This window comes from Streptomyces sp. NPDC086554, from assembly GCF_040686095.1.
In the GTDB taxonomy this organism is placed as follows: Bacteria; Actinomycetota; Actinomycetes; order Streptomycetales; family Streptomycetaceae; genus Streptomyces.
In genome coordinates this window covers 232518-244015 of the sequence record NZ_JBFBJK010000002.1, presented here as the reverse complement: position 1 = coordinate 244015, position 11498 = coordinate 232518, and the positions used below count along the sequence as shown (strand labels likewise).

General features: G+C 70.1%; 15 protein-coding genes and 1 pseudogene. 8 read left to right on the top strand and 8 right to left on the bottom strand.

The genetic code is table 11. The annotated features are described in order from the left end of the window. Positions 1–259: 259 nt before the first annotated feature. Complete coding sequence (locus AB0O76_RS03780) at positions 260–487, top strand: hypothetical protein (RefSeq protein WP_365485007.1); 228 nt, start codon at positions 260–262, stop codon at positions 485–487. 79 nt (positions 488–566) lie between these two features. Here the strand turns inward: AB0O76_RS03780 and AB0O76_RS03775 are convergent, their stop codons facing one another. The 5 genes from AB0O76_RS03775 to AB0O76_RS03755 are packed head-to-tail and all read right to left on the bottom strand — an operon-like array spanning position 567 to position 3648. Continuing rightward, positions 567–1178 (bottom strand): NUDIX domain-containing protein, encoded by a 612-nt coding sequence (locus tag AB0O76_RS03775; protein ID WP_365485004.1) that lies wholly within the window; start codon positions 1176–1178, stop codon positions 567–569. Between the two features lie 5 nt (positions 1179–1183). Beyond that, positions 1184–2305 carry an adenosylhomocysteinase gene (locus tag AB0O76_RS03770; RefSeq protein WP_365485001.1) on the bottom strand — a complete coding sequence of 374 codons (1122 nt, stop codon included), beginning with the start codon at positions 2303–2305 and terminating at the stop codon, positions 1184–1186. Positions 2306–2357: 52 nt separating this feature from the next. Beyond that, positions 2358–2813, bottom strand: a complete 456-nt coding sequence (locus AB0O76_RS03765) for a hypothetical protein (RefSeq protein ID WP_365484998.1) — start codon at positions 2811–2813, stop codon at positions 2358–2360. Beyond that, positions 2810–3211 (bottom strand): ATP-binding protein, encoded by a 402-nt coding sequence (locus AB0O76_RS03760; protein ID WP_365484995.1) that lies wholly within the window; start codon positions 3209–3211, stop codon positions 2810–2812. The genes AB0O76_RS03765 and AB0O76_RS03760 overlap by 4 nt, the downstream gene beginning before the upstream one ends. Before the next feature lie 8 nt (positions 3212–3219). Beyond that, the gene (locus AB0O76_RS03755; RefSeq protein ID WP_365484992.1) at positions 3220–3648 is read right to left on the bottom strand and encodes a hypothetical protein; all 429 of its coding nucleotides are present in this window, start codon (positions 3646–3648) and stop codon (positions 3220–3222) included. A 155-nt stretch (positions 3649–3803) separates the two neighbouring features. Between AB0O76_RS03755 and AB0O76_RS03750 the strand changes: the two genes are divergently transcribed. From AB0O76_RS03750 to AB0O76_RS03730, 5 genes and pseudogenes are all read left to right on the top strand, one after another. Further along, on the top strand, positions 3804–4904 hold the full coding sequence (locus AB0O76_RS03750; protein WP_365484989.1) for a hypothetical protein: 1101 nt from the start codon (positions 3804–3806) through the stop codon (positions 4902–4904). 17 nt (positions 4905–4921) lie between these two features. Beyond that, complete coding sequence (locus tag AB0O76_RS03745) at positions 4922–5590, top strand: YdcF family protein (RefSeq protein WP_365484986.1); 669 nt, start codon at positions 4922–4924, stop codon at positions 5588–5590. Then, positions 5532–6004 (top strand): annotated as a pseudogene (locus AB0O76_RS03740) (WbqC family protein); the annotation flags it as partial. The gene AB0O76_RS03745 and the pseudogene AB0O76_RS03740, both read left to right, overlap by 59 nt. 156 nt (positions 6005–6160) lie before the next feature. After that, the gene (locus AB0O76_RS03735) at positions 6161–6307 is read left to right on the top strand and encodes a hypothetical protein (RefSeq protein ID WP_365484982.1); all 147 of its coding nucleotides are present in this window, start codon (positions 6161–6163) and stop codon (positions 6305–6307) included. A gap of 32 nt (positions 6308–6339) precedes the next feature. Then, positions 6340–6708 carry a DUF488 family protein gene (locus AB0O76_RS03730; RefSeq protein ID WP_365484979.1) on the top strand — a complete coding sequence of 123 codons (369 nt, stop codon included), beginning with the start codon at positions 6340–6342 and terminating at the stop codon, positions 6706–6708. Between the two features lie 11 nt (positions 6709–6719). Here the strand turns inward: AB0O76_RS03730 and AB0O76_RS03725 are convergent, their stop codons facing one another. Next, positions 6720–8414: a protein kinase gene (locus AB0O76_RS03725; protein ID WP_365484976.1), complete on the bottom strand. Its 1695-nt coding sequence runs from the start codon at positions 8412–8414 to the stop codon at positions 6720–6722. Positions 8415–8635: 221 nt separating this feature from the next. Here AB0O76_RS03725 and AB0O76_RS03720 point away from each other — a divergent pair, with 221 nt between their 5' ends. Further along, positions 8636–8935 (top strand): hypothetical protein, encoded by a 300-nt coding sequence (locus AB0O76_RS03720; RefSeq protein ID WP_365484973.1) that lies wholly within the window; start codon positions 8636–8638, stop codon positions 8933–8935. 115 nt (positions 8936–9050) lie between these two features. Next, positions 9051–9785, top strand: a complete 735-nt coding sequence (locus AB0O76_RS03715) for an HAD-IA family hydrolase (RefSeq protein ID WP_365484970.1) — start codon at positions 9051–9053, stop codon at positions 9783–9785. On the opposite strand, the gene AB0O76_RS03710 is transcribed toward AB0O76_RS03715, so the two are convergent. Together AB0O76_RS03710 and AB0O76_RS03705 are read right to left on the bottom strand one after the other, a co-directional pair. Then, positions 9779–10588, bottom strand: a complete 810-nt coding sequence (locus tag AB0O76_RS03710; protein WP_365484967.1) for an ABC transporter permease — start codon at positions 10586–10588, stop codon at positions 9779–9781. The genes AB0O76_RS03715 and AB0O76_RS03710 overlap by 7 nt on opposite strands. After that, entirely contained in the window at positions 10585–11493 is a 909-nt protein-coding gene (locus AB0O76_RS03705) for an ATP-binding cassette domain-containing protein (RefSeq protein ID WP_365484964.1), read from the bottom strand. The genes AB0O76_RS03710 and AB0O76_RS03705 overlap by 4 nt, the downstream gene beginning before the upstream one ends. Between the last annotated feature and the right edge of the window lie 5 nt (positions 11494–11498).

Here is an 11498-nt window from a genome sequence, read left to right as displayed (position 1 = left end):
CCGGCCGTCGTATGGGACATGGACCGGGAACGCGGAAACTACGGTCTGCAGCCCGGTGCTTGCGTTCCGTAATCATCGTCAATCACATGCGTCACATGCAATCCCTAAGGTGACGATCACCTGTTCCAGGGAACACCTGCTCCCTTGTTCGCATTTTCGGGATCAGCTGGTACTGGCGCCCCGTCAATTAGGGGGTTCCTCATGCGATTTCGTCAGGCAGCGCGCGTGGTGGCGTTGGCCTCCGCGCTGGGATGAGGTTGTGGCCACGCAACGAGACCTGGTTCAGGACCGCTGGGACGAAGAGTGGCTGGAGCTCGTTGACCCGAAGATTCTGCTTAGCTTGCTTCAAGGAAGGACGAAAGTCTTCGGAAAGCATCAGATTCTCAAGAAGGCGCTCATGACTCGCGCCGGCCAGGATCAGCAGGTCCGCCCACCAGGGGTGGAGGAGTTCCGCATCAAGTTGGAGCGTTTGCGCGCTTCCGTGTGAGCTCTCGGGTGTGCTCCGCTCCAGCAAAGCCGTTCCACTCCCCATGGGGAGTGCCCGAACAGCGGAGATCGACTGTCCCTCACTCGCCTGCGAGGGGCCATGGGTCTGCAAGGGGGAGCTGGCCGTTCATCGCGGCGTCGCTGTCGGCGTCGAGGAGAGCCGTGGCGATGCGGTCCCGGAGCTTTGGGTCGGTGATCTCGTCGACGTTGCGCCAGGCGGCGTCGGAGACCTCTTCGGTCTGCAGGTCACCGACGTCGGCGGTAGTGCGGAAGAGGAACCGGAAGTCGAAGTGCTGGTGGGCGGGCTCGTCCTTGGCAGGGTTGGCGTCGATAGGGTGGACATCGACGTGCAGCGGGACCTCACTGTGCGGGGTGACGAGGTGGGGCGGGATGCCGGTCTCCTCGGTGAGTTCGCGGCCGGAGGCCTGCAGAAGCGTCTCGTCGGAGGGCTCCAGATGGCCTCCGGGCAGCAACCACAGGTTTGTGACGTTGTGGTGGATGTGCAGGACACGGCCGTCGTGGCCGACGAGGATCGCGCCCGCGGTGGCATGTCCGGGGGATGTCTTGCGGCTGGTGAGGTCGTCGCCGTCGTCGATCAGTCCGTGGACGACGTCGATCTCGTGTTTGTCCTCGGGGTGCTGATCGACGTAGGCGGCGAGGGTGGCGCGGATGTGGTCTGCCGTGATGGGCATGGTGATCACCTGTTGAAGTAGGAGAGCCAGGTCGCCGCGATGGCTTCGCGGTCGGGTGCGGGGACCTCATGGATGCCGGGGGCGAGGTCGCCGCGGGTGAGCATCCTGATCGCGGCGAGGATCTCGGCCTGGACCAGGAAGATGAACGGCCCAACGCTGGCGCCGTGGATGAAGTTGACGGCGTTGCCGCCGTTCGCCAGATAGAAGTAGTGGCCGGTGGTCCGGTAGCGGGTGACATGGTCGCCGACGATCGTGCGGGTGTAGACGTCCGGGAGTCCGGCGAGGTCGAGTTCGTCTTCGCTGGAGGTGACGGTGGCGACGTAGGCGCCGTTGCGCAGGTGGGAGAAGTCCTCGCCGCGCAGGGACATCGCGCCGGTCGCGCAGAGCACGAGGCCGGCTCCGGTCAGGGCGGTCTCGCGGTCGCGGGCGACGGTGAAGCCCTGGGACAGGGCCTGGGTGCGGCGGACGGGGTCGATGTCGAAGACGGTGACCTGTACTCCCTTGGCCTGCAGGAGGCGGGCGATGGAGGAGCCGAGCTTGCCGAAGCCGATCACGAGGGCGGGGCGGCCGTGGAGGATGTCGCCGCGGCCGCGCATGACGGCCTCGGTGGAGTACACGACGGACTGGCCGACGAGGAAGTCCTCGGGGTCCTTCAGTGGGGACCGGGCGACGGAGATGACGGGGCAGGGCAGTTTGTCGAGGTCCGCGTAGCGGCGGTGCCCGTTCTCGGTGTCCTCGATCACCCCGGCGATCCGTCCGGTGAAGCGGCTGTGGACTTCGGCGAGGGTGGGGGCGAAGTAGCCGCCGACGTCCAGCAGGCAGATCGTCTCGCCTGCGGCCCGGGATTCGAGGTAGTCCAGGGCGTCGTCGGCCTCGGTGAACAGGTCGCGGGTGAGGGTGTCGACGGGGACGGTCTGCTCGACCTCGCGCTTCGCTGCCGGGTGGATGGACTTCGGTTTGGGCAGCACCGCGGTGAGCCGGGTCATCGCGGCGACGGCCTGGACGAACGCGGGTCGCTCCGGCAGCAGGTGCGTGATCAGGAACGATGTGGTCTGCTCATCCGGGGTGAACTGGGTGGCGATCCGGGCGAAGTAGGCGTCCAGCCGGGCGCGTTCGAAGGTTTCCATGGCAGTTCCCTCTCATCCGTCCATCCGGGGGCCGTGCGGGGAGATCAGGGGTTCAGCGGGTGCGGGTGCGTCCGAACAGAAGCCGGTCGGCCGCGAGTGCGGCATCCAGGTAGGCATCGGCCTGCACTGCGGTCGCGGACTGTGGCAGCGGATCCAGACCGAGCAGGAGGAAAGCCTCGCCGGTGCGGGCGACCAGCTCGGTCCAGTCAGGGCGGGTCGGCAGCCGCAGCCTGCGGGAAGCGCCGGGGAAGTGCAGCAGCACCCGGCCACCGACGATCTGCAGGCACCGGTCGAGCTCGGGGACGATCTCCCGAGCGCCGGTCAGGCCACCGAGGTTGTCCGACAGCCGCCGCATCTGGGCCTCGACGGGGCCGGTGAAGGCCGGGGTGTGGGTGATCAGGATGTGCGCGACCTCGCGGCCGTCCGGTCCGGTGGCCGGCCAGGTCCAGGACGCGAGAGACACCAGCAGCCGCAGTTCCGGACCGGGCGGGGTGAGGATGACGGTCATGACGCCGTCCCTCCTGCGGCCTTGAAGCAGGACCAGACGATCTTCCCGAACGGGGTGCGGTCCTGAACTCCCCAGCCGTCGGCAAGCACGCTCACCAACGTCAGGCCGCGTCCGGACACGTCCGTGTCGGCGGCCTGGTGAGCCTCGGGGTGCTGGCGGCGGCTGTCATGGACTTCCAGCCGTACGACTTCCTCGTCCGCGTCCAGCTTGACCAGGAAACCGTGGTCGGCGACGGTGCCGTGGACCAGGGCATTGGTGGCGAGCTCGGAGACGCAGAGCCGGATGTTCTCGGCGCGAGCCGGCAGGCCCCATTCGGCCAGGGCGTCCGTGGCGAACTTCCGTGCCTGGCCGATCGATTCGGGCCGGGCCTTGAAGAACCGCTGGGTCGTTTCGGTCATCGTGGCCCTCATGACTCGGCGTCCAGGACACGGGTGGCTCCCGGGCTACGGCGGCGGACGGGGCCGCTGCGGACGACCGGCGGGTGTGCGGTGCGGGGGCGGCGGACCAGCAGGAGCCGGGAGCCGGCCACCTCGATCCGGCGTCCGCGTTCGGCGGCTATGGCCTTCGGCCCCAGGTGCGACATAGCCGGGGCGATCACGCCATAGACGTCCGGCAGAGCCAGCACGTCCAGCAGCCCGGTGAAAGCCGCGGAGTCGGGCCCGGAGTTCACGTCGCGGTCGGTGAAGACGCCGGACAACTGCAGCTCGTGGCTGCGGCAGTACTCGGTGAGCGACGCGGCCAGCGCCGCATGCCGGGCCGCGGAGACCCGCACCAGCCGCAGATAGCCGTAAACGACCGGGCCGCTGACCTGGCGATGCTCCGTGAGGGGTTCCATGCTGGGGACCGTCCAAAAGGCTCGACAACTGATGACCCCTTGAGCGTGGACGCTGACCAACTCCTGGCCAATCACCGCCTGTTCTACTTCCGTTCCACTTCCGTCCCGCCGACTGCACGGACCGTGCTTCGATGGCTGGCGGAAGGGAGTGACGCGTGGCGACCGTGCACCACTGGACCGGCCTGGAGGCCAAGGCCCTGCGTCTCGCCCTGCGACTGAGCGTGCGGGCCTTCGCCCAGGACCTCGGCCTGGCGGTTGCGACCGTCTCCAAATGGGAGTCCAAGCTCGCTGACACCGAGCCGAGACCCGACACCCAGGCCATCCTCGACACCGCGCTCGGCCGCGCGGACGCCGCCGTCAGCCTGCGCTTCGAAACGCTCCTGTCCGAGATGACCAGCCCCGTGACCACCGCCCGGCGCCGCGTCACCGCCTCCGGGCCCCGGGCCTGGGAATACGAGTCCTGGACCGACGACCTGGACCGCGTCGTCGTCGCCCTGTCCCGGCAGAACTTCACCTTCGCCGACAGCCTCCTGGCGCGCTGGCTCGGCCGGTTCGAGGCCCCCGAACTGGACGAGAAGGGCCTGTATCTGTTCGCCCGCTCGACCGCCCTGCTCGGCGACCTCAAGCGCGACCAGGGCACCGTCCTCGGCCCGCTCGCTGCCCAGCACTCCTATGCCGGCGCCCGCTCCGTCTTCACCCAGCTCGACATCCCCCGCCGCGTCGCCCAGCTCGACCTGTCCCTCGCGGTCGTCACCGAGATGTCCGGCAAGCTGGAGATCGCCGCCCGCAACTACGAAACCCTCGCCGTCGACGACCGGCTCTCCCCCCGCGACCGCGCGAGGGCCCGCCTGTGGGTGGGGACCGCGCTGAGCAAAGACGGCAACCACGACTATGCGACCCGCGTCATGCAGGCCGCGACCCGCGACTTCGAAGACCTCCAGGAACCCGACGACTGGTCGGTGGCCCACCAGAAACTCGCCCTCGCCGCCCGCGGCGCCGGCGACCTCACCCAGGCCCTGCACTTCATCGACATCGCCCGCAACAGCGGGACCACCGAATCACCGATGCAACGCGTGCGACAGGACACCGCTCATGGCCACATCCTGCTCTCCGACACGGCGACCCGCGATGATGGACACCTCGTCCTCGACCAGGCCGCCAGGACAGCCGCGCAGTACGGACTCGTGCACCAACTGCGCAGTATCGAGGGCATCAAGGCCATGAGCGAGGGGCCGACCGGCCCCCGGCAACGGTGACCAGGGAGAACACACGCGTGAGCGACAACCAGCAGGCCATCACCGAGGACCAGCGGCACCAGGCCAAGCTGATCTGGGACTACCACCAGATGCAGCACCAGGTCCGGCCCGTCGACGTGGCGATCGGACTGGGCAGCCACGACCTCGGCGTTGCCGCCCGCTCCGCCGAGCTGTATCGGGCCGGGCTGTTCCCGACCCTGGTGTTCACCGGCGGCAACAGCCCCACCACCGCCAAGGTCTTCCCCCGTGGCGAGGCCGTCCACTTCCGCGAGCACGCGATCGACCTCGGCGTCCCCGCCGACGCGATCCTGCTGGAGCCCAACGCCGGGAACACCGGGCAGAACATCACCCTGTCCCGCGAGGTCCTCGCCGATGCGGGCGTCACCCCGACCACGGTGCTGCTGGTGTCCAAGCCCTATATGGAAAGGCGGTCGTTCGCGACCGCCCGCAAGCTGTGGCCCGACGTCGAGATCCTCTGCGCGTCGGAGCCGCTGGAGTTCGACGACTACGTGAAGTCCATCGGCGACGAGAAACTCGTCCTAGACATGCTCGTCGGCGACCTCCAGCGGGTCATCGAGTATCCGAAGCTCGGATTCGCCATCGAGCAGGAGGTCCCGGAGGACGTGCATGCCGCGTACGAATCCCTCATCCGCAACGGCTTCACCAGCCGCCTCATCGCTTCTTGACCTGCCCGAACCGGGCGGGCTGTGCGCCATCCATCAGTCCAACCTCTTTCCCCGGCTGACCACGCTGGCCAAGCTGTTCGCGGCGGACTACTGGATCGTCCTGGACGACGTGCAGTTCACCGCCGCGACCACCAGCACCGAGCCCGCCTCGCGGACCTCGCCGACCCGGCCCGCCAGCAATGGCTCACCCTCCCCACCCACCTGCCCCAGGGCCGCCCGACCCTCATCCGGGACGCGGTGATCGCCGAGCCGGACACGGCCCGCCGCCGAACCGCGGGGATGCTGCGGCAGCACTATGGCGCCAGCCCGCACTGGCCTGTCCTCGCCCAGGCCCTGGACCCGGTGCTGGACGCCTTCACCACAGGCAAGACCGCGGCCGTGGCCGAGATCTCTACCCGCGTCCTGCTGGACCTTGCCGTCGACCCGGCATGGGTCTCGTCGAGCTCGCGCCGACGGGCGACGGCCGTCTCCTCGTCCTGGAGCACGGCTTCACGCAGGACTTCGTGATCTCCGTACGGCTGTACGTCGCCGACGCGCGCGGCGCCGAGGAGACCGGCGTGGTGCAGCCCGTTGATCGACAACATCGAGGGCATGGCGGTGACCGGCCGCGGCGGTCACGGCGCGCTGCGGCCGCTGCTCGTCAGCGACGACAACGAACTGCCGCAGCAGATCACCCGCCTCTACAGCCTTCGGGTGAAGCTGCCGCCGCGCCGGTGAAGGTGCGGCCGGGCGGGGCCGACGATGGGGGCATGGAGACCCAGCCGTTCCCCGTGCGCCGCGTGTACGACCCGCCCACCGAAGCCGACGGCGTACGCGTCCTGGTGGATCGCCTGTGGCCGCGAGGCGTCTCCAAGGAACGCGCCGCCGTCGATGAATGGCCCAAGGCGGTCACGCCTTCCGACGGGCTGCGTACGTGGTTCCATCAACACTGGGACGCGTACGAGGAGTTCACGCGGCGCTACCGCGCCGAGCTCGAAGGACCGGAGCAGCAGGACGCGATCCTGCACCTGCGGGAGCTCGCGGCCGCCGGGACGGTCACCCTGATCACCGCGGTGAAGGACCCGGACCGCAGCCATCTGCCCACGCTGCGGGCTGTGTTGCTGGAGGGGAAGGCCTGAGCCCTCTCGCGTCAGGAGCCGCCCAGGGTGAAGGACTGGTGCGCCTCGACGAAGTGGCGCTCGCCCGCCGCCGCCCGCCCGGCGGGCGCGGAGACCCACAGGTCGTACATCTTGCCGCCCTCGTCCCAGCTCAGGTCGTAGGTGCGGCGCGGCCCGCCGTCACCGGCGCCGCCGTCCCAGGTGAACTCCCAGACGGCGGCGGGGTGACCGTTGTGCGTGGTCTTGCGCACCGAGCCGTCGCGGTATCCGGGGTAGTCCGAAGGACCGTCCTTGTGGGCCTGCTGCATTACCGCGAGGGGGCCGTCCGGGTCCAGGGGCTGGGGATGGACGCCGATGCGGAAGGCGTTGTCCGCCGAGTTGTAGAAGACGCGGGGCGGTTCGTTGGAGCGGAGGAAGCCGGTGGGCGTCGCCATCGTGAACCCGGTCGGGTCGTTGACCGTCTCGTAGCCCGCGGGGGCAGGGTCCTCGGCGGGTTTGGAGGGCGTCCTGGTCCCGGCGGGGGTGGGCTTGCCGGTGCCGTCGGCGGACGGCTTGGGGTCGATGGTCGGCTTCTTGCCGGGGTTCTTCGGCTTGTCGGGGTTCTTCGAGGGCTTCTTCGTCGGCGTCTTCGACGGCTTCGCGGTCTCCGGCTTCTCGCTCACCTCGTCGGCCGGGCCGCCGCGCCCCGTCGACTCCGTCCCCGTGTTGCTTGAGTCGTCCCGTGTCATGACCCACGCGCCCGTGCCGCCCGCCGCGAGCGCGAGCACCAGGGCGCCCGCGATGAGGGCCGTACGGATCCGGGGGCGTGCGGTGGGTGCGGGGGCGGCGCCGAGCACGATGGGGTCGCCGTCCGCGGGGGGTGTGGGTCTGCGGGCAACCGGTGTGCGGGGCACGGTCGGCATCCGCTCCTCGACGAGGAAGCCCCGCAACGCCTGCTCGGCTTCGTCGGCGCCGAGCCGCTGTGCCGGATCCCGCTCAAGCAGCCCCCGTACGACGGGAGTCAGCGGACCGGCGGAGTCCGGCACCGTGATCTCGTCCATCACGACGGCGTGCAGGACCCCCGCCACCGAGTCGCGATGGAACGGAGACTCGCCCTGCACAGCGGCGCAGAGCAGCACCCCGAGCGACCACAGATCGGACTCGGGACCCGTGCGCTTGCCGGACATCCGCTCCGGGGCGGTGTATTCGGGCGAGCCGACGAACGCACCCGTCTCGGTGAGCGTCGTCTGCCCGTCGACCTGGGCGATCCCGAAGTCGGAGAGCACCACACGCTCCGAGCCCGCCTCAAGGAGTACGTTCGCGGGCTTCAGGTCACGGTGCAGGACGCCCGCCGCGTGGGCGGCACGCAGCGCGGCGAGCAGCGCGAGGCCGATCCGGGCGGCCTCGGCGGGAGGGACGGGACCGTCCACGGCGATCCGGTCGGCGAGCGAGCTGCCGTCGATCAGCTCCATCACAATCCAAGGCTGCCCGTCGTGCTGGACGACGTCGTGAAGGACCAGGATGCCGGGGTGCTTCACCTGCGCCACCGAGCGCGCCTCGCGCAGCGTGCGTTCGCGCCGGCTCTCGGCGTCGGCGGGCGAGAGGCCCGCGTCGACGTGCAGCTCCTTCACCGCGACGGCGCGCCCCAGTAGTTCGTCCTTCGCCCGCCAGACCGTGCCCATGCCGCCGCGCCCGAGCGGTGTGGTGATGCGGTAGCGCCCCGCTATGAGATCCCCGTGACTTGCCATGGCCCGCATCATACGAACTCCCGTTGCAAATGGCTCAGTTGGGAGCTCTGATGGTGATGGTGCGGCTGTGGCGTGACCGTGCAGTGAAGGGAAGTGAACGGCGCACGTGCCGCCGGGATGTGCCTCCGCGCGCCGGATACGTGGCGTGCCTGATCACCTACTTTAGGTGACTTGAGCGGGTCGCGTCGGGAGCGGCCCGTGCGGTGGAGGGGATCCAACTCATGATGCGACGACGACGCATGGCCATGACCCTGGGGGCGATGGCGGCCGCGGCGACCCTGGCACTCGGGATGTCGGGCTCGGCGTACGCGGCGGAAGGCGTCCTGATCATCAACGGCGCCGCCTACGAGGACCCGATCGGCTGCTACGCCGTCGACTGGTTCCCGTCCTCGGTGGCCAACCATACGGACGCGATCGCCGAGGTCCACAGCGGCCCCGGCTGCTCGGGCCCGGTCGAATGGCTCGTCTACCCGGGCGAGACCTACTACACGGAAACCGCTCAGAGCGTCTTCATCTTCTGATTCACCCTCTGGGCCCACCGACGGCACCGGCGCCCCGCCCCCACGGGGCGCCGCGTGTCTCCCATGCCTCCGCTCCCTGATCACGCGCTTACCCGGCGCGCGATAGGAAGACCGGATGCCAGCTCCCCAACTCCCGCCCGTATGCGGCCCGGAGGGCCCGATCCGGGCCACGGCCGCGATGCCCGTCACCGTGCCCCGCGCGGTGCTCTTCGACTTCTCCGGGACGCTCTTCCAGATCGCCCCGTACGCCGACCGCATCCGCGCCGCACTGCCGGGGCCGGTGGGCGAGCCCACGATGGACGCCATCCTCACCGCCCTGGAGGAGGGCCTCGCCGACCCAGCGGTCATCGCGGCGCAGCACGCCCGCGACGTCTCGCCCGATGCCCATCGCCACGCGTTCACCACTTGGTACGCCTCCGCCCAGGCCCTCGCCCCGCACGCGGGCACCCTCTACGAGCAACTCCGTTCCCCGGAACACTGGTTGCCGTACGCGGACGCCGAGCGCACCCTGGCCGCACTCGCCTCGCGGGGCATCGCGCTCGGCGTCGTCAGCGACGTCGGCTGGGACCTGCGGGCGACGTTCGCCCGGCACGGCCTCGACGGCTACTTCTCGAGCTGGGTCCACTCCTACGAACACGGCACGGAGAAGCCGGACCCCCTCCTCTTCGGCCACGCCTGCGCGGAACTCGGAGTGGCCCCCGCCGACACCCTGATGGTCGGCGACCACCCCGCCAAGGACGGTGGAGCGGCGGGCGCGGGCCTGCGGTCCTATGTGCTGCCGGGCGGGGCGGCGCCGGGGTCCGTGCGGGGGCTCGGGGCTGTGCTGAAGCTTGTGGCGGGGGGCTACTGATCTCGGCGGTGCACCGCCGTCACCGCGACGGCGGCCGCCGTCAGGGACCATGCCGCGTAGACCGTCCACGCGCCCGAGGTCGTCCATGGGTAGAGGTCCGCAGGGCCGCCCGGCTGGGACAGGCGGTCCCAGGCCTTGAGTGGCAGCGTGTGGGAGAGGACGGCCGACCAGCGGCGTTGGTCCGTGACGACGCCGGGCAGCAGGAGGAGCACCGCGAAGACCGTGACCATGGTGGCGGCGCCGTGCCGCACGACGGCGCCGAGCGCCATGCCCACCAGGGCGCAGACCGGTGCGAGCAGTGCGGATGCCACGACCGCGCGGAGCGCGCCGGGGTGGGAGAGGGGGACGCCCGCGTCGCGGCCGGACAGGATCGCCTGGGTGGCGGCGAAGGACGCCCCGGCGACGAGTACTCCGAACGCGGTCGTCACCGCGGAGATCACCGTCACCTTGGCGGCCATCACCGAGCGGCGGTCGGGGACCGCCGTGAACGTCGTGCGGATCAGCCCGGTGCCGTACTCACCGACGATCGGCAGGGCGCCGATGGCTCCGACGGTGAGCATGAAGACCAGCGTGCCGTTCGAGGTGAACGCCTCCTGGAGCGGGATGCCGTCCCGGACGAAGGCGGCCTTGTCGTCGGCGTTCCGCTCCGTCCAGTAGCGGTATGTGTCGTACGCGGTGCCCACGTTGAACGCGAGGACCGAGAGCGCGCTGAGCACGAAGACCCAAGTGGTCGAGCGCAGTGACCAGAGTTTGATCCACTCGGCGGCGATGAGGTCGCGGAAGCGGGCGCGGGCTGCGGTCATCGGGGTTCTCCCGCGAGGTATTCGGTGCTGTCGGCGGTGAGCTCCATGAAGGCGTCCTCCAGGGATGCGGTGCGGGTGGTTAGCTCGTGCAGCAACACCCGGTGCTGGAGGGCGAGTTCGCCGATGCGGGAGGCGGGCAGGCCGGTGACGGTGAGCAGATTGCCCCGGGGTTGGACCGAGGCGCCTTCGGCGGTCAGGAGTCGTATCAGTGCGGTGGTGTCCGGTGTGCGTACGGTCACGCTCCGGCCTGTGCCGCGTGCGGCGAAGTCGGTGAGACTCTCGGCGGCGATGAGTTCGCCACGGCCGATGACGATGAGGTGGTCGGCGGTGTTCTCCATCTCGGTCATGAGATGGCTGGAGACGAAGACCGTGCGGCCCTCGTCTGCCAGGCGGCGGAAGAGGCCGCGGACCCACAACACGCCTTCTGGATCAAGGCCGTTGAGGGGTTCATCGAACAACAGCACCGGCGGGTCGCCGAGCAGGGCGGTGGCGATGCCGAGGCGTTGGCGCATGCCGAGGGAGTAGCCGGCGACGCGCCTGCGGGCTGCCTGGGTGAGGCCGACTTCGTGCAGGACTTCGGTGACGCGGGCCGGGGGGATGTGGTTGCTGCGGGCCAGGGCGCGCAGGTGGGCGGCGGCGGTGCGGCCGCCGTGGACGTCGCCCGCGTCGAGCAGCGCGCCGACGTGGCGCAGGCCGCGCGGGCGGGTCCGGAAGGGCCGGCCGTCGATGCTGACCGAGCCGCTCGTGGGGGCGTTCAGGCCGAGCAGCAGCCGCAGCGTGGTGCTCTTGCCCGCGCCGTTGGGGCCGAGGAATCCGGTGACCCGGCCGGGGTGCACGGTGAAACTCAGGTTCCTGACCGCGGTCTTGCCGCCGTACACCTTCGTCAGTTCGTTGACTTCGATCACCCGGC

What these genes read in the sequence shown, in the direction of transcription:
- AB0O76_RS03775 (WP_365485004.1), bottom strand. Translation starts at nt 1,178, where the DNA reads ATGCCCATCACGGCAGACCACATCCGCGCCACCCTCGCCGCCTACGTC.
- AB0O76_RS03770 (WP_365485001.1), bottom strand. Translation starts at nt 2,305, where the DNA reads ATGGAAACCTTCGAACGCGCCCGGCTGGACGCCTACTTCGCCCGGATC.
- AB0O76_RS03765 (WP_365484998.1), bottom strand. Translation starts at nt 2,813, where the DNA reads ATGACCGTCATCCTCACCCCGCCCGGTCCGGAACTGCGGCTGCTGGTG.
- AB0O76_RS03760 (WP_365484995.1), bottom strand. Translation starts at nt 3,211, where the DNA reads ATGACCGAAACGACCCAGCGGTTCTTCAAGGCCCGGCCCGAATCGATC.
- AB0O76_RS03755 (WP_365484992.1), bottom strand. Translation starts at nt 3,648, where the DNA reads ATGGAACCCCTCACGGAGCATCGCCAGGTCAGCGGCCCGGTCGTTTAC.
- AB0O76_RS03730 (WP_365484979.1), top strand. Translation starts at nt 6,340, where the DNA reads ATGGAGACCCAGCCGTTCCCCGTGCGCCGCGTGTACGACCCGCCCACC.
- AB0O76_RS03725 (WP_365484976.1), bottom strand. Translation starts at nt 8,414, where the DNA reads ATGGCAAGTCACGGGGATCTCATAGCGGGGCGCTACCGCATCACCACA.
- AB0O76_RS03720 (WP_365484973.1), top strand. Translation starts at nt 8,636, where the DNA reads ATGATGCGACGACGACGCATGGCCATGACCCTGGGGGCGATGGCGGCC.
- AB0O76_RS03715 (WP_365484970.1), top strand. Translation starts at nt 9,051, where the DNA reads ATGCCAGCTCCCCAACTCCCGCCCGTATGCGGCCCGGAGGGCCCGATC.
- AB0O76_RS03710 (WP_365484967.1), bottom strand. Translation starts at nt 10,588, where the DNA reads ATGACCGCAGCCCGCGCCCGCTTCCGCGACCTCATCGCCGCCGAGTGG.